This is a genomic window from Acidovorax sp. GW101-3H11, from assembly GCF_001633105.1.
GTDB lineage: Bacteria > Pseudomonadota > Gammaproteobacteria > Burkholderiales > Burkholderiaceae_C > Acidovorax.
This window is the reverse complement of record NZ_LUKZ01000009.1, coordinates 483,654-500,831: the sequence shown is the minus strand read 5'-3', so window position 1 is coordinate 500,831 and position 17,178 is coordinate 483,654. Positions and strand designations below refer to the sequence as shown.

At 65.0% G+C, this 17,178-nt stretch carries 21 protein-coding genes; 11 read left to right on the top strand and 10 right to left on the bottom strand.

The genetic code is table 11. The features are described from left to right. Nucleotides 1-118: 118 nt before the first annotated feature. Genes A1D30_RS08345 through A1D30_RS08335 form a run of 3 tightly spaced genes read right to left on the bottom strand, consistent with a single transcriptional unit; the run spans nucleotide 119 to nucleotide 1,629 of the window. Nucleotides 119-472 (bottom strand): carboxymuconolactone decarboxylase family protein, encoded by a 354-nt coding sequence (locus A1D30_RS08345; RefSeq protein WP_063460279.1) that lies wholly within the window; start codon nucleotides 470-472, stop codon nucleotides 119-121. 60 nt (nucleotides 473-532) lie between these two features. Then, complete coding sequence (locus tag A1D30_RS08340) at nucleotides 533-724, bottom strand: DUF2892 domain-containing protein (protein WP_063460278.1); 192 nt, start codon at nucleotides 722-724, stop codon at nucleotides 533-535. A 44-nt stretch (nucleotides 725-768) separates the two neighbouring features. Continuing rightward, complete coding sequence (locus tag A1D30_RS08335; RefSeq protein WP_063460277.1) at nucleotides 769-1,629, bottom strand: MBL fold metallo-hydrolase; 861 nt, start codon at nucleotides 1,627-1,629, stop codon at nucleotides 769-771. A gap of 103 nt (nucleotides 1,630-1,732) precedes the next feature. On the opposite strand from A1D30_RS08335, the gene A1D30_RS08330 reads away from it, so the two are divergent. Genes A1D30_RS08330 through sulP form a run of 5 tightly spaced genes read left to right on the top strand, consistent with a single transcriptional unit; the run spans nucleotide 1,733 to nucleotide 5,135 of the window. Beyond that, nucleotides 1,733-2,080: a metalloregulator ArsR/SmtB family transcription factor gene (locus A1D30_RS08330; RefSeq protein WP_063460276.1), complete on the top strand. Its 348-nt coding sequence runs from the start codon at nucleotides 1,733-1,735 to the stop codon at nucleotides 2,078-2,080. Then, entirely contained in the window at nucleotides 2,074-2,505 is a 432-nt protein-coding gene (locus A1D30_RS08325; protein WP_063460275.1) for a YeeE/YedE family protein, read from the top strand. The genes A1D30_RS08330 and A1D30_RS08325 overlap by 7 nt, the downstream gene beginning before the upstream one ends. A 26-nt stretch (nucleotides 2,506-2,531) precedes the next feature. Next, on the top strand, nucleotides 2,532-2,996 hold the full coding sequence (locus tag A1D30_RS08320; RefSeq protein ID WP_063460878.1) for a YeeE/YedE family protein: 465 nt from the start codon (nucleotides 2,532-2,534) through the stop codon (nucleotides 2,994-2,996). Nucleotide 2,997: 1 nt separating this feature from the next. After that, nucleotides 2,998-3,342, top strand: a complete 345-nt coding sequence (locus A1D30_RS08315; protein WP_063460274.1) for a TIGR01244 family sulfur transferase — start codon at nucleotides 2,998-3,000, stop codon at nucleotides 3,340-3,342. Nucleotides 3,343-3,389: 47 nt separating this feature from the next. Next, entirely contained in the window at nucleotides 3,390-5,135 is a 1,746-nt protein-coding gene (gene sulP, locus A1D30_RS08310) for a sulfate permease (protein ID WP_063460273.1), read from the top strand. Nucleotides 5,136-5,166: 31 nt separating this feature from the next. On the opposite strand, the gene A1D30_RS08305 is transcribed toward sulP, so the two are convergent. Further along, on the bottom strand, nucleotides 5,167-5,655 hold the full coding sequence (locus A1D30_RS08305; protein ID WP_063460272.1) for a hypothetical protein: 489 nt from the start codon (nucleotides 5,653-5,655) through the stop codon (nucleotides 5,167-5,169). A gap of 321 nt (nucleotides 5,656-5,976) precedes the next feature. On the opposite strand from A1D30_RS08305, the gene A1D30_RS08300 reads away from it, so the two are divergent. Both A1D30_RS08300 and A1D30_RS08295 read left to right on the top strand, forming a co-directional pair. Then, nucleotides 5,977-8,361, top strand: a complete 2,385-nt coding sequence (locus A1D30_RS08300) for an EAL domain-containing protein (RefSeq protein WP_063460271.1) — start codon at nucleotides 5,977-5,979, stop codon at nucleotides 8,359-8,361. A gap of 92 nt (nucleotides 8,362-8,453) precedes the next feature. Next, nucleotides 8,454-9,257: an SDR family oxidoreductase gene (locus A1D30_RS08295; RefSeq protein WP_063460270.1), complete on the top strand. Its 804-nt coding sequence runs from the start codon at nucleotides 8,454-8,456 to the stop codon at nucleotides 9,255-9,257. 67 nt (nucleotides 9,258-9,324) lie between these two features. On the opposite strand, the gene A1D30_RS08290 is transcribed toward A1D30_RS08295, so the two are convergent. Genes A1D30_RS08290 through A1D30_RS08275 form a run of 4 tightly spaced genes read right to left on the bottom strand, consistent with a single transcriptional unit; the run spans nucleotide 9,325 to nucleotide 13,064 of the window. After that, nucleotides 9,325-10,746: an MATE family efflux transporter gene (locus tag A1D30_RS08290; RefSeq protein WP_063460269.1), complete on the bottom strand. Its 1,422-nt coding sequence runs from the start codon at nucleotides 10,744-10,746 to the stop codon at nucleotides 9,325-9,327. Next, nucleotides 10,743-11,270 carry a MaoC family dehydratase gene (locus tag A1D30_RS08285; protein ID WP_063460268.1) on the bottom strand — a complete coding sequence of 176 codons (528 nt, stop codon included), beginning with the start codon at nucleotides 11,268-11,270 and terminating at the stop codon, nucleotides 10,743-10,745. The genes A1D30_RS08290 and A1D30_RS08285 overlap by 4 nt, the downstream gene beginning before the upstream one ends. Before the next feature lie 41 nt (nucleotides 11,271-11,311). After that, nucleotides 11,312-12,574 (bottom strand): MFS transporter, encoded by a 1,263-nt coding sequence (locus tag A1D30_RS08280; RefSeq protein WP_063460267.1) that lies wholly within the window; start codon nucleotides 12,572-12,574, stop codon nucleotides 11,312-11,314. Next, entirely contained in the window at nucleotides 12,564-13,064 is a 501-nt protein-coding gene (locus A1D30_RS08275; RefSeq protein WP_063460266.1) for a MarR family winged helix-turn-helix transcriptional regulator, read from the bottom strand. Before A1D30_RS08275 ends, A1D30_RS08280 begins: the two co-directional genes overlap by 11 nt. A gap of 73 nt (nucleotides 13,065-13,137) precedes the next feature. Here A1D30_RS08275 and A1D30_RS08270 point away from each other — a divergent pair, with 73 nt between their 5' ends. Both A1D30_RS08270 and gloA read left to right on the top strand, forming a co-directional pair. Beyond that, the gene (locus A1D30_RS08270; RefSeq protein WP_063460265.1) at nucleotides 13,138-13,689 is read left to right on the top strand and encodes a PaaI family thioesterase; all 552 of its coding nucleotides are present in this window, start codon (nucleotides 13,138-13,140) and stop codon (nucleotides 13,687-13,689) included. Further along, nucleotides 13,686-14,099, top strand: a complete 414-nt coding sequence (gene gloA, locus A1D30_RS08265; protein ID WP_063460264.1) for a lactoylglutathione lyase — start codon at nucleotides 13,686-13,688, stop codon at nucleotides 14,097-14,099. Before A1D30_RS08270 ends, gloA begins: the two co-directional genes overlap by 4 nt. A gap of 117 nt (nucleotides 14,100-14,216) precedes the next feature. Here the strand turns inward: gloA and A1D30_RS08260 are convergent, their stop codons facing one another. After that, a complete protein-coding gene (locus tag A1D30_RS08260; RefSeq protein ID WP_063460263.1) occupies nucleotides 14,217-14,744 on the bottom strand; it encodes an OmpA family protein in 528 nt (175 codons plus the stop codon). 264 nt (nucleotides 14,745-15,008) lie between these two features. Here A1D30_RS08260 and A1D30_RS08255 point away from each other — a divergent pair, with 264 nt between their 5' ends. Together A1D30_RS08255 and A1D30_RS08250 are read left to right on the top strand one after the other, a co-directional pair. Then, complete coding sequence (locus A1D30_RS08255; protein WP_063460262.1) at nucleotides 15,009-15,602, top strand: gamma-glutamylcyclotransferase; 594 nt, start codon at nucleotides 15,009-15,011, stop codon at nucleotides 15,600-15,602. Nucleotides 15,603-15,706: 104 nt separating this feature from the next. Next, the gene (locus tag A1D30_RS08250; protein ID WP_063460261.1) at nucleotides 15,707-16,234 is read left to right on the top strand and encodes a superoxide dismutase family protein; all 528 of its coding nucleotides are present in this window, start codon (nucleotides 15,707-15,709) and stop codon (nucleotides 16,232-16,234) included. A 332-nt stretch (nucleotides 16,235-16,566) separates the two neighbouring features. Here A1D30_RS08250 and A1D30_RS08245 read toward each other — a convergent pair whose 3' ends face one another. Next, the gene (locus A1D30_RS08245; RefSeq protein ID WP_063460260.1) at nucleotides 16,567-17,148 is read right to left on the bottom strand and encodes a nucleotidyltransferase family protein; all 582 of its coding nucleotides are present in this window, start codon (nucleotides 17,146-17,148) and stop codon (nucleotides 16,567-16,569) included. Between the last annotated feature and the right edge of the window lie 30 nt (nucleotides 17,149-17,178).

Below are 17,178 nucleotides of genomic sequence, written 5' to 3'. Positions count from 1 at the left end.
TGTGGCTGCACGGTACTGGAAGACGCTGGGTTGTGCCAGATTTATTTGCCCGCTGGCAGCGGGCGGTGCGTCTCCATGGTCAGAGAAGGCAAGGGCGCAGCCCCTCGCTGGCGAGGGATCAGGTGTTGCCTGCCGCCAGGGTGTCCCAGGCCTTCAATGCTTCGGCGGTGTACATCAGCGCGGGGCCTCCGCCCATGTAGACACACACAGCCAGCATTTCCTCCAGCTCGGTGCGGGTGGTGCCCAGTTTTTGCAGTGCCTTGACATGAAAACCAATGCAGCCCGAGCAGCGCTGGGTGACGCCGATGGCCAGGGCGATCAACTCTTTGTGTTTGCTGCTCAGCGCACCTTCGGCCATGGAGGCCTGCGCCAGCTGTGCGAAGCCCCGCATGGTGTCGGGCTGGGCCTTGCGGAAGGTCGCCAGACTCTCGTTGATGCCCTGGATGAGGCCAGCGTGGTCAAAAGTGCTCATTCCTTGTTCCTTGTGGTGCTTTGGGTGCTTGCGTGCGGCTGTGCCGCGCGCGGGGTTGGCTTACTTCTTCATGGGGCAGGTGTTGATGCCCAGCAGCGTGTAGGCGGGGCAAAAACGGAACAGGCCGGTGGCCAGGGGCAAAGCGCCCAGCCAGCCCCACCATCCAACAGTGCCGGTGGCGGCAAGGGCAATCAGCACAAGGCCTGCGGCGATGCGCAGCACACGGTCGAGGGTTCCAACGTTTGTGTTCATGGTGTTTCCTTTGGTGCGTGGTGTTTTTTGGGGAATGGGCCGGGTCACAGCGCGTTGACCGGAATCTTGAGATAAGCCACGCCGTTGTCTTCAGTGGGCGGCATGGCGCCGGCGCGGATGTTGACCTGCACCGAGGGCAGGATCAGCGTGGGCATCTCCAGCGTGGCATCGCGCCGGGTGCGCAGAGCCACAAAGGCCTCTTCGCTCACGCCGTCATGCACGTGGATGTTGTGTGCGCGCTGGTCGGCCACCGTGGTCTGCCAGGCGGTGGCGCGCCCGGCCGGCGGGTAGTCGTGGCACATGTAGAGCCGCGTTTCGGACGGCAAGCTCAGCAGCTTGCGCACCGACTGGTACAGGTGGTGCGCGTCGCCACCAGGGAAGTCGCAGCGTGCCGTGCCCACGTCGGGCATGAACAGTGTGTCGCCCACAAACACGGCATCGCCCACCTGGTAGGCCATGCAGGCTGGGGTGTGGCCGGGCACGGCGAGGGCCTTGGCCTCCAGCTGGCCGATGCGGAACACTTCGTTGTCGTGCAGCAGGTGATCGAACTGGCGGCCATCCGGGCGGAACTCGGGCTCCAGATGGAACACGGCCTTGAACACATCCTGCACCTGGGTGATGGCGGCGCCAATGGCGATGCGCCCCCCCAGCTTGTTGCGCAGATAGTGTGCGGCCGACAGGTGATCGGCATGCGCGTGGGTCTCCAGGATCCACTGCACGGTGAGGCCGTGGGTCTGTACAAACTCGATCAGGCGTTCGGCGGAATGCGTGCGGGTGCGGCCGGACTTGGGGTCGTAGTCCAGCACCGAATCCACCAGGGCGCAATGGCCGCCGGGCTGGTCATAGACGACATAGCTCACCGTCCAGGTGGCGTCGTCAAAGAAGGCCTGTATCTGGGGTTTCATCGCTTCTTTCCTCAGTTTTCAATTTCGATGAAGATAGTTTATTGACTTATAAATTGTTAGTCAATAGAATATCAACAACGAAATTGAAGAGGAGTGCACATCCATGCTCACCGAGATACCCATCGAACTGGAAACCTTGCGCAGCTCGGCCGACAGCGCCTGTCGCCTCATGAAGGTGCTCTCCAATCCCGACCGGCTGCTGCTGCTGTGCCAGCTCAGCCAGGGCGAGAAGAGGGTGGGCGAGCTGGAGGAGTTGGTCGGCATCTCCCAGCCCACCCTGTCCCAGCAACTGGGGGTGCTGCGCGAAGAAGGCCTGGTGAACACCCGCCGCGAAGGCAAGAACATTTACTACCAGATCGCCAGCCCGCAGGCGCTGGCGGTCATGAATGTGTTGTTTGAACAGTTTTGCGGGCCTGCACAAGGCCCCGCCGAGGAGGATCAGAAATGCTGATCGACTGGACCCATTTCACCCCCTGGAGTGCCCTGGCCGGGGGCGTTCTTCTGGGCCTGGCATCGGCGCTGTTTGTGCTACTGCATGGCCGCATTCTGGGCATCAGCGGCATTGTGGGCGGTTTGTTGCGGCCCAAGGCAGGGGATACAGGCTGGCGCCTGGCCTTTGTGCTGGGCATGCTGGTGGCCCCTGGGCTGTACTGGTTGTTTGCTGGCGCAACGGCGCCGCGCATTGATGCCGGCTGGGGTGCGGTGGTCGCCGCCGGGCTGCTGGTGGGCGTGGGCACACGCTATGGATCAGGTTGCACCAGCGGCCATGGTGTGTGCGGGCTGTCGCGCCTGTCACCCCGGTCCCTTGTTGCCACCCTGGCCTTCATGGGCGCGGGCTTCCTCACAGTGTTTCTTGTCCGGCATGTGCTGGGCTGATGCCACACAACCCATGGAGCATGGACATGAAAAAAACCTTGGTGAAAAGCCGAATTTCTGAATTTTTGGTGGGCTTGGTGTTTGGTCTGGGCCTCATCGTGTCGGGCATGACCGACCCCGGCAAAGTGCTGGGCTTTCTCGACCTGGCAGGCCTGTGGGACCCTTCACTGGCTTTTGTGATGGGCGGTGCGATTGCCGTCGGCCTGTTCGCGTTTGCCTTGGCCAAGAAGCGCACGACCAGCTTTCTGGGGGGCGCCATGCACCTTCCCACCTCCCGCGACATTGATCGCCGCTTGGTGGTCGGCAGTCTGGTGTTTGGTGCCGGCTGGGGCCTGGCGGGCTTCTGCCCGGGGCCGGCCATTGTGTCGGCCGGGGCTGGGCAGCCCAAGGCCATCGTGTTTGTGCTGGCCATGCTGGCAGGCATGTGGCTGTTTGAAATGGCCGAAGGCCGCATGCGGCGCACTCCCAACCAGCAAGCAGGAGCACTTTGACATGGGCATGCAGATCATTGCTTTGACGCCTGACTTTGCGGTGTCGCCGCAATTGCTGGCTGAGGACTTCGCCTGGGTGTCTGTCCAGGGGTTCAAGACGCTCATCAACAACCGGCCAGACGGGGAGGGTGGAGACGCCCAGCCCACCAGCCATGCGCTGGAAGAGGCCGCCCGCGCCGCCGGGTTGCACTATGTGTATCTGCCGGTGGTGAGCGGTGCGATCACCCCGGAGCAGGTGCAGGCCCTGCACAACGTGCTGGCTGCTGCACCAAAGCCCATGCTGGCCTTTTGCCGATCGGGTGCACGGTCTGCCCAGCTGTTTGGCCTGGCCCAGCAACTGGGCTGAGAGCCTGAGCACCTCAGAAAAACGAGAAAAAAATCAAAGGCCGTCGCATGCAATTCATGCCCAGCTGGATGCGCAACTACCAGCGGTCCTGGCTCTCGGGGGACCTGGTGGCGGGTGTCATCGTCACAGTGATGCTCATTCCGCAGAGCCTGGCCTACGCGCTGTTGGCGGGGCTGCCCCCTGAAGTCGGCCTGTACGCCAGCATTCTGCCCATCGTTGCTTATGCGCTGCTGGGGTCGAGCATGACGCTGGCGGTGGGCCCCGTGGCGGTGGCTTCGCTCATGACGGCGAGCGCGTTGCAGCCACTGGCGGCAGCGGGTTCTGCAGAGTATGTGGGGCTGGCCATGCTTCTGTCCCTTTTGTCAGGGGGCATGCTGCTGCTGTTCGGCCTGCTGAGACTGGGGTTTCTCGCTCACTTTCTGAGCCATCCGGTCATCAGCGGATTTATCTCGGGCTCGGCCATCCTGATTGCGGTGGGCCAGCTCAAGCACCTGATGGGCGTGAAAGCAGGGGGCGGCAATGTGCTGGACACATTGCTGCAGCTAGCGCACGCGGTGCCTCACACCAACGGCGTGACTTTGGGCATTGGCGCCGGGAGCGTGTTGTTTTTGCTGCTGGCGCGCAAGTCCCTTGCACCTTGGCTGGTGCGTGCAGGGGTAGATGCCAAGTTGGCAGAGCTTGCTTCCAAGCTTGCCCCCATGCTGGCAGTACTGGTCACCACAGCGCTAGTGGCCGCGCTGCGCTGGGACGAATCCGCTGGCGTCAGCATTGTGGGCGCCGTGCCGCAAGGGTTGCCCATGCTGGCTTTTCCTCCGGTTGCAGCGTCGGCCATTGGCCAGCTGTGGCTGCCTGCGCTGCTTCTCTCCCTGGTGGGGTTTGTCGAAAGTGTGTCGGTGGCGCAATCGTTGGCGCTCAAGCGCCAGCAGCGCGTACAGCCCAACCGCGAGTTGCTGGGCCTGGGCGCCGCCAACGTGGCCAGCGCCTTGTCGGGTGGTTTCCCCGTCACCGGCGGTTTTGCGCGCTCGGTGGTCAATTTCTCGGCCGGGGCCAACACACCCTTGGCGGGCGTGGTGTCTGCCATGCTCATGGCAGTGGTCATCGCGGCGCTCACCGGCCTGTTCCACTACCTGCCCCATGCAGTGCTGGCAGCCACCATCATCGTGGCGGTGGTGTCGCTGATCGATATGCAGACCCTGCGCGAAGCCTGGCGCTATGACAGGGCCGATGCCTGGTCGCTGCTGGCCACTGCGGGCGGTGTGATCGTCTGGGGGGTGGAGGTGGGCATCCTGATGGGAGTGGGCCTGTCGCTGGGCACCTTGGTCTGGCGCAGCAGCCACCCGCACATCGCGGTGGTGGGGCGTGTGCCTGGCACCGAGCATTTCCGCAACATCGCGCGCCACCCTGTGGCGACCGAGCCTGAGCTGATTGCGGTGCGCGTGGATGAAAGCCTGTACTTTGCGAACTCGGAGGTTCTGCAGGACACCATAGAAAGCCTGGTCGCAGCCCAGCCCCGCACCCGCCACGTGCTGCTGGTGTGCTCAGCCATCAACCAGATCGACGCCACTGCGCTGGGGGTGCTCACCGATCTGGAGAGCAGCCTGGCCCGGCGCGGCATTGCACTATTGCTCTCGGAGGTCAAAGGCCCCGTGCTGGACCGCCTGCAGAAAACAAGCTTGGGTCAAAACCTGCAGGGACGGGTGTTCTTGAGCACACACCAGGCCTTTGAGTCCGTGCGTCAAAACACAGCCACCCCGATGGCTGGCGGCGAAAAGCAGGTTGCCCCATCGCTTTAGTCGAGGCGTCTGTATTGCGCGCAGTCTGCCTTCAGCGCTTGCCAGCGTGGTAGCGCAGGGTGTCCAGCGCCATGGCAAAGCCTGGCTCGGCCGCCTTGGCATCTTCGTCAGCCACCTGCGTCATGATGATTGCAGTGGTTCCATCCAGCGCGGCCTTGAAGAAGCGCGCTTCATGCGGCAGGTTCTGGCCCAGCATGCTGACCACAAAGCGCTGCGAAACCCCTTTGTTCTCTTTGCCCGCCACCTGGCGGGTAATGGGCGTGGCCGTCACCGGGCCCATGCGGGCCTGCTGCGCGGTGTTGGCCCGGGCGGCATCCGCGCGGTTGCGCGCAGCAGCGGCCGCAAACTTCTCAATGTCCTGGCCCGAAAAAAACGGGCTGAACATCAAGGTCACAACCGCCTCGTTCGGCCCCTCCAGATCGATGCTGCGCATGCGGGTTTCGTCCTGCGCGACCACGTCTTCCGTCACTTTCCAACCCACGGGGTGTTCAAAGCTCACGCCGTCCTTGTTGTATACCAAGGGTGGCGCCGCGTGAGCAGGAGCCAGTCCACTGGCGAGTAATAGCGCCAGGACAGCCAGACACAAAGCCAGTTGGAAAGCCGCAGTACGGCGGAGCAGGCGAAGGGAATGCATGGTTGAGAGAGTGGGGAACAGCTGGAAATTTTCGCATGGGCGCCATGCCCGGGTTTTGAAGCAAGACGGAACGGCCTTGTTCGATAGGTTTGATATTTTACATAATATACATCGTATCAACTATAGGCTGTCCTTTACGAACGCCACAAACCAGCCCAACTGCACCGTCTTTCCCTATGATGGCCCACCTACCGACCACAAGGCGCCATGAACATCGACACCACGTCTTTGATCCGGGACATGGGCATGAACGCGGGCCTGCTGTGTTTTCTGGCCGCGCTGTACAGCATTGTCCTGAGCGGGCTGCGCCATCCCGATCTGAGCATCCGGAAGGCGCGGCAACGGTGGTTGCCCTGGATCACGGGGTTCATGTTTGGGCTGACCGGTATCCTGACCATGCTCGTGCCGCTGCGGCTGGCCGAAGGCGTGATTGTTGATGCCCGGCTGGTGATGGCCGGCCTGGCCGGTGCCTATCTGTCGCCCCTGGGGGCCGTGTTGTGCGCGGCGGTGCTGGGGGCTTACCGGCTCAGCCTGGGGGGCATTGGCAGCGGCCCGGCCATGGTCGGGATTGTGCTGACCACGGGCATCGGGTGGCTCTGGCAGCGCTACAGGCCTTACTTTTCTCGGCAGCGCTTTGGCGCCTGGTCCGATGGGTTCTGGCTGGTCGGGCTTGGCTTCAGCCTGGCGGCGGGCGGCATGCTCGCGATACAGACCTTGCCGCCAGAGATCGCACGGGCCGTTACTGCGCGGTCCTGGATGGCCGTGGTGGTGATCTATCCCATCGGCACGGTCCTGCTGGGGTTTCTGCTGGACAACACGCAAAAGCTCAACCAGCGCGAAGAAGCCCTGGAGCAGACGGCCGACACCTTGAAGACCATGCTCGCCGAAGCGCGCCAGGCCGCCAGCGTGTTTATCAACAGCAAGGACACCATCGCCATCGTGCAGCCGGATGGCACCGTGCTGGATGTCAACCCGACCTACACCAACGTGCTGGGCTACTCGCGCGAAGAGCTGATTGGCAAGTCGTCCGCCGTCCTGCGCATTGACGAAGGGGGCGACGCCACCTTCCTGCGCCGTGTGGCGCAGGCCATCGAGCGGGACGGCCGCTGGCATGGCGAGCTGGTCCGGCGCCGCAAGAATGGGGAGGCTTTTGTGTCCGAGGTCACTATCGAAGGCATCAAGGACGCGGACGGCGTGGTGCGCAAGTGGGTGTCGGTGGGCAAGGATGTGACCGAACAGCGCCGCCTGGAGCAGGCGCTGCAGCAGTTTGGCAACTACGACGCCCTCACCGGCCTGTCCAGCCGCCGCCTGTTTGCTAAGGAACTCAACGCGGCCCTCCAGAAACACACCGACGCCGCCGGCATCCTGGTTCTGTGCCTGCTGGACATCGACCAGTTCAAGGACCTGAATGAGCAATGGGGCCAGCCGCTGGCGGACCAGTTCCTGCGCGTGTTTGCGCAGCGCCTTCGGGCCGAGGCTGGGCCGGACAACCTCATTGGCCGCATTGGCGGTGACGAGTTTGCCGTGGCACTGAAAGACTGCGCACATGCCGAGGCCGCCCTGCAACGGCTGGAGGCCCTGCGCCAGGCCCTCGCGCGGACGGCGGTGCTGGACAACGCGCAACTGCGCCTGACCTGCAGCGCCGGGGTCACCTTCTACCCCGACGATGTGGCCGACGCTGACGGCCTGATGCGCCACGCAGACCTGGCGCTGTATGCGGCCAAGGAGCAAGGCAAGGACCGGATCGTGGTGTTCGACATCCAGCAGGGCCAGCGCGTGCAGGCGCGCAGGCACACGGCCAAGCTGGTCGAAGATGCCTTGCTGCAAGGCGAGATGGAGCTGTTCTTCCAGCCCAAGGTCAGGATCTCCGATGGGCAGGTCATTGGGGCGGAATCACTGATCCGGTGGCACCACCCCGAGCGGGGGTTGCTGGCGCCGGGCGCTTTTATGGATGACATCGTGGGCACCCCTGCGGCCAGCAAGCTCGACTACTGGGTGCTGTCCGCCGCGTTCAAGGCCGGTCTCACCCTCGTCGCCCAGGGCAGCCCCCTGCCCTTGAGCATCAACGTCGCTGTGTCCACGCTCATCGACAGCCGGTTTCAGCAGGAAGTCGGCCGACTCCTGCGGCAGCACCCTTCCCTGCCCCAGCCGTTTCTGGAGGTCGAGCTGCTGGAGACCGAGACCTTCAACGACCTCTCGGCCGTGGCCTACGTCATCCAGGGGCTGGACGAGCTGGGCGTGCAGTGCTCCATCGACGACTTTGGCACGGGCTATTCGTCGCTCACCTACCTGCAGCGCCTGCCTGCGCAGATCGTGAAGATCGACCAGTCCTTCGTGCGCGACATGCTCAACGACGAGCGCGACCGCGCCCTGGTGCGCGGCATTGTGAGCCTGGCCCATGCGTTCCACCGCACGGTGGTGGCAGAAGGCGTGGAAACCCCGGCCCATGCCGAGGCCCTGCGTGAGCTGGGGTGCGATGGCCTGCAGGGCTATGGCATTGCCAGGCCCATGCCGCTGCCGGATCTGGTGCGCTGGATCCGGGCGTGGCAACCCTCACCTGAGTGGGGCGGCGCCGGGGAGCCTGTGCGCTGACCGTTGGCCGCACTTTTCACGCGCTGGCGACAAAGCAAAACTACTCCGCTTGTGGCGCTGCCCTCCTCCCCCAGCCGCTACCATCCACGCCCATGAATCCTTCAAGCCCTGCCCCTTCCCTCCCGTCTTCCATCTACTTTGGCCACACAGGCCGCGTCTGCATCGTCACCGGTGGCGCACAAGGCATTGGCGAAGCCTGCGTGCGCCGGTTTGCCGCCGAAGGTGCCAAGCCCGTCATCGTGGATGTGGACGACGCGCGCGGCCAGGCCTTGGCGGCAGAGCTGGGGGCGCTGTATGTGCGCTGTGATGTGGGCGACAAGGCCCAGGTGGATGCATTGGTGGCCCAGGTGCTCGCAGCGCATGGGCGCATTGATGTGCTGGTGAACAACGCGGGCATCTTCCGCGCGGCAGACTTTCTGGAGGTGACCGAGGCGGACTTTGACGCCGTGCTGCGGGTCAACCTCAAGGGCTCGTTCTTGGTCGGCCAGGCGGTGGCGCGGGCCATGGTCACGTCAGGTGGTGGCGCCATCGTCAACATGAGCTCGGTCAACGGTGTGCTGGCCATTCCCAACATCGCCAGCTACAACGTGAGCAAAGGCGGCGTGAACCAGCTCACGCGCGTGATGGCGCTGGCGCTGGCCGACAAGAACATTCGCGTGAACGCTGTGGCCCCCGGCACCATCGCCACCGAGCTGGCCGCCAAGGCGGTGTTGACCAGCGACGAAGCAAAACGCAAGATCATGAGCCGCACGCCCATGAAGCGCCTGGGCCAGCCGTCGGAAATTGCCGACGTGGTGGCCTGGCTGGCCAGCGACGCTGCCAGCTACGTCACGGGCGAGATCGTGACGGTGGACGGCGGGCGCATGACGCTCAACTACACCGTGCCGGTGCAATGAAATGCTATTTTATTGATAGCTTAAAAGGCAATACCATCAGGCGGTAGGGCCGTTTTTTATTCATATTTCAAGCCTGTGCCACGCGCCGCAGCAGCCCCGACATGCTGCGCGGCCAGCCCACCCGGCCAAACCAGGCACCGCCTGCGATGGCCCAGGCGTTGATCAGCCCATACAGCACCAGCGCCCCGCCCTGCGCAACAAACACCGCCTGCAGGCCGCCGCCCCAGCGCAGGGCCAGCCAGCCCCCGGCCACGGCCACTGCCAGCCGCGCGATGTTGCCGATCACCGGCCACATCAGGCGCCCTGCCCCTTGCGAGGCAAAGTACAGCACCAAGCCCAGGCCGAAGAAACCATAGACCGGGCCGACGGTGCGCAGATAGAGCGCGCCGGATTCGAGCATGGCCGAGTCGCTGTTGAAAAGCCGCAGCCAGGTCGCAGGGTACGCGGCGGCCCAGAGCCCGATGGCCTCGGCCATGGCAAAGGCCATGGTGGCGCCGATCCAGGTGGCGCGCAGGGCCCGCTCGCGCTGGCCCGCGCCAATGCAGGTGCCGACCATCGCCACCAGGGGCGCGCCCAGGCCAAACACCAGGGGCACCAGCAGGTATTCAAGCCGCGACGCCGTGCCATAGCCCGCAATGGCCGCTGTGCCAAAGCCGCCCACCAGCGCCGTTGTCACGCCAATCGCGAGGTTGGTGGCCACGGTGGAGACCGTGCCCACCAGGCCCACGCGCAGGATGTCCTTGAACAGCGCCCAGCGAAAACGGATGTGCGCCAGCGACGGCCGCAGCAGGCTGCGTGGCGACCACAGGTAGGCCGCCAGAACCGCGCTGCCCACCGCGTAATACGCCATCAGCGCAATGGCACCGCCCGCAATGCCCAAGCCCGGCAGCGGGCCCCAGCCAAAGATCAGCAGCGGCGACAGCGGCACCAGCACGACGGCGCCCAGCACCGTCACATACGCAGGCACAGCCATGTTGCCCGTGCCGCGAATCACGGCCGAGAGGGTGTTGAACAGCCAGACCAGCACCGCGCCCGCAAACACCCAGTTGGAGTAGACCAGCGCCGCCTCCAGCGCCCCGCCCGTGCCGCCCATGTGGGTGTAGAGCCAGCGCCCTCCTCCCACCACGCCCACGGTGAAGACCAGCGCAAACACCGCCGCAATGGCCAGCGCGTGCAGCACCAGCGCATCGGCATCGTCACGCCGCCGTGCGCCCAGCGCGCGCGCAATGGCCGAGGCAATGCCGCCGCCCATGGCACCGGCCGAGGTCATCTGCATGAGCATGACCACCGGGAACACCAGCGCCATGCCCGCCAGCGCGTCGGTGCCCAACTGGCCCACGAAGTAGGTCTCGATCAGGCCCACGCCCGCCTGGGCCAGCATGACCAGCACATTGGGCATGGCCAGGCGCAGCAAGGTGGGGGCGATGGGCGCCTCCAGCAGCATGCGCGTGCGCGGGTCCAGCGCTTGGGCGGCCGATGCGGTGCTCATGAAGCCGCCCCAGTTGCTGCGGTGGGTGCGGTTGCTGCGCCGGGCCGCCGTGGCACCACGATGCGCACGGTGGACAGCTGCAGCACGTCGCCATGCTGGTTGCGGGTTTCGCTGCGCACCGTGACCATGCCCCGGTCAGGCTTGGATTTGGAGGGCTGGATCTCCATCACTTCGCTCACCACATGCAGCACATCGTTGGCGCGGGTGGGACGGGGCCAGCTGATCTCGGCCCCCGCACCGATGATGCCGCCCGCAATCGGCAGCCCCGTGGTCACCTGCAGCCGCATGGTGATGGCCGCCGTGTGCCAGCCGCTGGCAGCCAGCCCGCCAAACAGAGTGGCGCGCCCTGCGGCATCGTCCAGGTGAAAGGGCTGGGGGTCGAACTGCGCTGCAAATGCCTTGATCTGGGCCTCGTCCATCGCGTGTTCGCCGCTGGTGTAGCGGTCGCCCATGGCCATGTCGTCCAGGTACAGCGGGGTGTGCGTTTCGGGCAATGCGGCGGCTGCCGCCAGGGTGGAAGTCATGGCAGGTTGCTTTCGATGTCGAAGAAAAATGCGTGGGGCGGTCAGGCCGCAGCGGCAGCGGTCCGGCGCGGCAGCGGCGATTCGCGGATGGGCAGGTTCACCAGCGCGGCCCCGGCAGCCAGCGCGATGTCGATGTACCAGACCCAGTCGTAGCTGCCCGTGGCCTGGAAGACGCTGCCGCCCAGGTAAGCGCCCAGAAAACCGCCGATCTGGTGCGACAGCATCACGATGCCAAACAGCATCGCCATGTTGGCCGTGCCAAACATCTTGGCCACCAGGCCCGCTGTGGGCGGGACGGTCGAGAGAAACGTGATACCCATCACCGCAGCAAACACCAGCACCACGGTGGGCGTTTTGGGCGCAAGCAAAAAGACGAGCACCGCGATGCCGCGTGTGGCGTACAGCAGCGCCAGCAGCGACTTCATACGCCAGCGCCCCACCGCCCAGCCCATGGCCAGGCTGCCGACGATGTTGAACAGCCCGATCACGGCCAGCGCCCAGCCGCCCACCTCGGGGGCCAGCCCGCAGGAGGCGATCACGCCCGGCAGATGGGTGGCCAGGAAGGCCACATGAAATCCGCAGACCAGAAAGCCCGCCGCCAGATAGCGGTAGCTGGGCGTGGCCAGCGCCTGGGCAATGGCCTCGCGCGCAGTCAGCGCCTTCTGGCCCGATGCGGCAGCGGCCTGCGCCGCCAGCGCGTTGGAATTGCCCTTGAGCACCCACACCGCAGGCAGCGCCAGCAGCACCAGCACGCCCAGCCACTGCATGGCGTTGGCCCAGCCCACGGCGGCCGTCAGGCTGATGGCGATGGGCGCCATCACAAACTGCCCGAACGAACCACCCGCGTTGACGATGCCGCTGGCCAGCCCGCGCTTGTGCGCAGGCACCAGCCGCGCGGTGGCCGCCATCAGCACCGAGGGGCCCGCCATGCCCGCCCCGCCCGCTGCCAGCACGCCAATCGCAAAAATCAGCCCGGCGGTGGTCGTCATGTAAGGGGTGATGAAGGTGCCCAGCGCCACCAGCGCCACACCCAGCAGGATGACGCGACCGGTGCCGATGCGGTCGGCCACCGCCCCGGCAAACGGCTGGGTCAGGCCCCACCACAGCTGGCCAAAGGCAAACGCCAGGCTGATGCTGCCAATGCCCAGCGCGGTGGAGGTGTTCAGCGCCGAGAGGAACAGGCCCATGGTCTGGCGTGTGCCCATGGTCATTGCAAAGGTGCCTGCGGCGGCCAGCAGCACCAGCCACAGGGCGATGGTGGGTGCGGCCGACTTGCTGGGGGTGGGCTGGGTGTCAGTCGTCATGGCCGGTCTCCGGATGGGGCAGCGCAGCCAGCAGCTGCAGTGAGTCGTCCACCAGCGCATGCAGCGCCACCACGCGGTCTGCGCCCAGGGCATCGTTCAAGGCCAGCTGGGCGGCTTTCCAGTGGCGCTGGGCCTCGGCACGTTTGTCGCGGCCCGCGTCGGTGATGTGCACCAGGCGGCTGCGCGCGTCGGCGCCCGCCTCCAGCGTCACCCAGCCCGCGTCCACCAGCGGGCGCAGGTTGCGGGTGAGTGTGGATGCGTCCATCTTCATCTCGGCCGCCAGATCGCCCGGGCGGATCGGCCCGAGCTTGAGCACATGCGACAGCAGCGAATACTGCGTGGTCTTGAGCCCGCAGCGGGCCATTTCCACGTCGTAGTGGTTGGCCACACGGCGCATGAGCTGGCGCAGCTTGAAGTTGGTGCAGCCCTGCGGCACTGCAATGGTTGCGGCAGAAGCGCCAAGGCGCTGGGGGCTGGTATCGGCTTGCATGAATTTAATTGTATCTGCAATAATTGCATATGCAAGTCATCAGTTTCAACCACGGCACCGACCAGGACACCCCATGACCCAACACAACCACCTCGAACACTGGCTGGCGCAGGAGCGCGACATCCTCGCCACCCTGGACGCGGGCCCCGGCCCGGGCGTGGCCCGGCGCGAGCAGATTGCGCACCTGAACGGCCTGCAGCAGATGCAGGCCATGCTGCGCGGCGAGCTGCCCTATGCCGCCATTGCCAAGACGCTGGATTTCTTGATTGTGGAAGTGGGCGACGGCACGGCCATCTTCCAGGGCACGCCGCGCGCAGAACACCTCAACCCCATGGGCACGGTGCATGGCGGCTGGTTTGCCACCCTGCTCGATTCGGCCCTGGGCTGCGCCGTGCACACGCGCATGGAGCCTGGGCGCGGCTACACCACGGCCGAGCTGGGCATCAACCTCGTCAAGGCCATCACCCCCAAGGTGCAGCGCGTGCGCGCCGAAGGCCGCGTGATCCACAGCGGGCGCCAGCTGGCAACGGCCGAAGCTCGCCTGGTGGGGCCGGACGGCACGCTGTATGCCCACGCCACCACCACCTGCTTGGTCTTTGACATGCCTGCACAATCGAAGGGATGAAATTCCTCCACACGATGCTGCGCGTTGGCAACCTTCAACGCTCGATTGATTTCTATACCCAAGTCCTCGGAATGCAGCTGCTGCGCCAGTCCGAGAACCCCGAGTACAAATACTCGCTGGCCTTTCTGGGCTTCGAAGGCGGCAACCCCGGCCAGGCCGAGATCGAGCTGACCTACAACTGGGGTGTGGAAAGCTATGAGATAGGCACGGCCTACGGCCACATCGCCCTGGGGGTGCCCGATGCGTATGCCGCGTGCGAGAAGATCAAGGCGTCGGGTGGCAACGTGACGCGTGAAGCGGGCCCGGTGAAGGGGGGCACCACGGTGATTGCGTTTGTGACCGACCCCGATGGCTACAAGATTGAGCTGATCCAGCGTGCCGAGGGTGCCGCTGGCGCGGGCCTGCGGTGATAGTTGCTATCAATAGAATAGCTGCTTGGGCATGATGGATGCGCGCAGACGGCATTTTTCGACCATAAAAAAACCCGGCATTGCCGGGTTTTTTTATGGAGCGCGGGGGGGCAGCCGTTACAGCGCGCCCAGGGCCACTTCCACGCGGCGGGCTTCGGCGTTGCTGCCACTGGCCGTGGTTTCTTCGGGCTTCTTCAGTTCGATCTTGTCTTCGGCCACACCCAGGGCCTTGAGGGCGTCGCGCACGGCAAAGGCACGCTGCTTGGCCAGCTCAGCGTTCAGGGCGGCGTCGCCCGTGGCGTCGTGAAAGCCCGAGACCACAGCCTTCTTGCCTTCGGCCACACCCTTGACCACATCGGCCAGGGCTTCGTTGGCGCCGCCCGCCAGGTCGGCCTTGGCGGTGGCAAAGTAGAACTTCACCACACCGTTTTCCACCCGCACGCTGGCTTCGTCGGCCACAGCTGCAGCCACTGGTGCCGTTGGCGCGCTGCTCGCAACGGCAGTGGCCGCAGGCTTGGCTGCGCCCGAGGCGCCGACGCGCTTCACCACCACAGTGCCCACAACGGCCGAAATCACCAGCGCAATCAGCGCAAACAGGAAACCAAGGGCAAAACGTTGTTGGCTATCGTCGTCAGAACTAGACATTGAAAATCCCCAGAGTGATGGATGAATGAATGGATGAGCGAATGGCTAGGGATGTCCTGCATAACTCCCTGCGGTCGGTGATAGCGCTGCCTCGGGCGGTTAGCTGCGTTGCTTTTCTTGCCAATAGCTGGGCTATTGGCAAGAAAAGACGCCTTGCGCCCCATCCCGATCCGCACTACCACCGCCCCGCGAGGGTTATGCAGGACATCCCTAGGCTTTGGGCCCCGGCCTGCTGAACAAAGCTTTCGATTGTAGAGTGCACCCATGACGAATTTCCCCGTGCCCCTGCGCGATCCGGCCCCGATGCTGGAGCGCGCCTTGCATGAATGGGGCGGCCACCAGGACCTGTGGATCTTTGGCTACGGCTCGCTCATCTGGCGCCCGGATTTCGACTACGCCGAGCGCCGCCCGGCCACGGTGCACGGCTGGCACCGGGCGCTCAAGATGTGGAGCCGCATCAACCGGGGCACCCCCGAATGCCCGGGCCTGGTGTTTGGCATGCTCTCGGGTGGCAGCTGCCGGGGCATGGTGTTCCGGGTAGACAACGCGCATGCCCGCCAGGTGCTCATCAACCTGTGGCAACGCGAAATGCCCACCGGCGTGTATGACCCCCGCTGGCTCACCTGCCACACGCCCCAGGGCCCGGTCAGTGCGCTGGCCTTCACCCTGTCGCGCAAAAGCCCCAACCACACGGGCGAGCTGCCCGACCACGAATACCGCCGCATTTTTGACCAGGCCTGCGGCCGCTACGGCACCACGCGGGACTACGCCCAGGCCACCTACGACGAACTGCGCCGCCATGGCATCCACGACCGGGCCCTGGCAAGACTGATTGCGCTGGCCCGAAAAGAGGCATAGTGCACACTTTTGCTGGACGCTCATGCAGCGGCTGGCGAGACTGTGCCCCTTTGCCGGTTTCAATACCGCGTTCTTTTAGCTATTCATCTGGAGGAGTTGGAACCATGAAGAAAATCCGTTTTGCTTATGCCCTTTCGGCCATTGCCGTGCTTGCCATGGCAGGCTGTGCTGCCTATTCATCGGGCCCCAGTGCCACGGCCAAGCTGGAACCCACGCGCGGCAACACCGCCTCCGGCACGGTTTCTTTTGTGCAGTCGGGCGATGCAGTGAAAGTGTCTGGCTCCATCAGCGGCCTCAAGCCCAATGCCGAGCACGGTTTTCATGTGCATGAAAAAGGCGACTGCTCCAGCGGCGATGGCATGAGCACAGGCGGCCACTTCAACCCCGGTGGCAAGGCCCACGGCCACCACGGCATGGGCGACCACCACACGGGCGACCTGCCCAGCCTCAAGGCCGATGCCAACGGTGTGGCCGCTTTCAGCTTTGAGTCGCGCACCATCCGCGTGGGCAGCACGGCCAATGACATCGTGGGCAAGGGCCTGATCGTCCACCGCGACCCCGACGACTACAAGACCCAGCCCACGGGCAACGCCGGGCCCCGCCTGGCCTGCGCGGTCATCGCTGCCAAGTAAACCGCCGGCCTTGCGCCCGGCGGCAGCCTTTGGCCCCACCGCCGCAACCCTGGCTCCAAGCCGCTGCCCACTGCAGCGGCTTTTTTACGCGCCATAGCTTCACAAATGGTCAGCGCACACGGTGGCTCAAACGCTGCTGTCGGTACAGGAGGAAACCGTGAGATGAAAGCCAACCCTGTCGTTACCCACTGCGACAGCGGGTTCTGCTACGACGATGCTGGCACTGCTCCTGAGTCCGCGACCCAGACTAACAGGGTCCGCTGAATCACACCCCGCCGGGGCTGCAATGAACGCATCAGCCAAGGTCGTCATCGGCTGATATCCGCTCCAGATCAGCGCCCGCCAGTGCCTCGGTGCACCTGAGTTTTCGCCAACAACGCCTCAGCCCGCTGCAGCGCCTGCACGGTGTCAATGTCCGTCACCACGCCCTCGTCCTGCACCGGCACCGCCAGCCCACGCCCCAACTGCGTCCAGTGCCGAACCACCGGCGCGGCACCCTGCTCGCCAGACAAGGCCAGCAAACCCTCCAGGCAATCCTGCCCAAACGCCACCGGGTGCCCTCGCTCGCCCGCAAACTCCGGCCATGCCACCACGGCCCGCTGATCCAGCAGCACCTGCGCCATGGCCTGCAACGTGGCGGGCTGCACCAGCGGCAAATCGCCTGGCAACACCAGCCAGCCCGCAGCGCTCACTGTCTGCCGCACAGCGGCCGCAATCGAATCGCCCATGCCAGGGTGTCCGGCATCCTCCACATGCCAGGGCAAGCCACTGGCGCGCACGGCATCCAGCGTGTGCTGCAGCACAGCTTTGCCCGCCAGCAGGGCCTGCAACTTGTGAACGCTGCCACCCGATGCTTTGAAACGCTCGCCACGGCCCGAGGCGAGGATAAGGACGGTGGGTGGGGGCGGATGCATGGAGTGGATGAGGGAATGCTTGGTTTGGAG

What these genes read in the sequence shown, in the direction of transcription:
- A1D30_RS08335 (WP_063460277.1), bottom strand. Translation starts at nt 1,629, where the DNA reads ATGAAACCCCAGATACAGGCCTTCTTTGACGACGCCACCTGGACGGTG.
- A1D30_RS08285 (WP_063460268.1), bottom strand. Translation starts at nt 11,270, where the DNA reads ATGACTTCCACCCTGGCGGCAGCCGCCGCATTGCCCGAAACGCACACC.
- A1D30_RS08245 (WP_063460260.1), bottom strand. Translation starts at nt 17,148, where the DNA reads ATGCATCCGCCCCCACCCACCGTCCTTATCCTCGCCTCGGGCCGTGGC.
- A1D30_RS08280 (WP_063460267.1), bottom strand. Translation starts at nt 12,574, where the DNA reads ATGACGACTGACACCCAGCCCACCCCCAGCAAGTCGGCCGCACCCACC.
- A1D30_RS08275 (WP_063460266.1), bottom strand. Translation starts at nt 13,064, where the DNA reads ATGCAAGCCGATACCAGCCCCCAGCGCCTTGGCGCTTCTGCCGCAACC.
- A1D30_RS08330 (WP_063460276.1), top strand. Translation starts at nt 1,733, where the DNA reads ATGCTCACCGAGATACCCATCGAACTGGAAACCTTGCGCAGCTCGGCC.
- A1D30_RS08300 (WP_063460271.1), top strand. Translation starts at nt 5,977, where the DNA reads ATGAACATCGACACCACGTCTTTGATCCGGGACATGGGCATGAACGCG.
- gloA (WP_063460264.1), top strand. Translation starts at nt 13,686, where the DNA reads ATGAAATTCCTCCACACGATGCTGCGCGTTGGCAACCTTCAACGCTCG.
- A1D30_RS08340 (WP_063460278.1), bottom strand. Translation starts at nt 724, where the DNA reads ATGAACACAAACGTTGGAACCCTCGACCGTGTGCTGCGCATCGCCGCA.
- A1D30_RS08345 (WP_063460279.1), bottom strand. Translation starts at nt 472, where the DNA reads ATGAGCACTTTTGACCACGCTGGCCTCATCCAGGGCATCAACGAGAGT.
- A1D30_RS08255 (WP_063460262.1), top strand. Translation starts at nt 15,009, where the DNA reads ATGACGAATTTCCCCGTGCCCCTGCGCGATCCGGCCCCGATGCTGGAG.
- A1D30_RS08315 (WP_063460274.1), top strand. Translation starts at nt 2,998, where the DNA reads ATGGGCATGCAGATCATTGCTTTGACGCCTGACTTTGCGGTGTCGCCG.
- A1D30_RS08250 (WP_063460261.1), top strand. Translation starts at nt 15,707, where the DNA reads ATGAAGAAAATCCGTTTTGCTTATGCCCTTTCGGCCATTGCCGTGCTT.
- A1D30_RS08290 (WP_063460269.1), bottom strand. Translation starts at nt 10,746, where the DNA reads ATGAGCACCGCATCGGCCGCCCAAGCGCTGGACCCGCGCACGCGCATG.
- A1D30_RS08295 (WP_063460270.1), top strand. Translation starts at nt 8,454, where the DNA reads ATGAATCCTTCAAGCCCTGCCCCTTCCCTCCCGTCTTCCATCTACTTT.
- A1D30_RS08270 (WP_063460265.1), top strand. Translation starts at nt 13,138, where the DNA reads ATGACCCAACACAACCACCTCGAACACTGGCTGGCGCAGGAGCGCGAC.
- sulP (WP_063460273.1), top strand. Translation starts at nt 3,390, where the DNA reads ATGCAATTCATGCCCAGCTGGATGCGCAACTACCAGCGGTCCTGGCTC.
- A1D30_RS08260 (WP_063460263.1), bottom strand. Translation starts at nt 14,744, where the DNA reads ATGTCTAGTTCTGACGACGATAGCCAACAACGTTTTGCCCTTGGTTTC.
- A1D30_RS08320 (WP_063460878.1), top strand. Translation starts at nt 2,532, where the DNA reads ATGAAAAAAACCTTGGTGAAAAGCCGAATTTCTGAATTTTTGGTGGGC.
- A1D30_RS08325 (WP_063460275.1), top strand. Translation starts at nt 2,074, where the DNA reads ATGCTGATCGACTGGACCCATTTCACCCCCTGGAGTGCCCTGGCCGGG.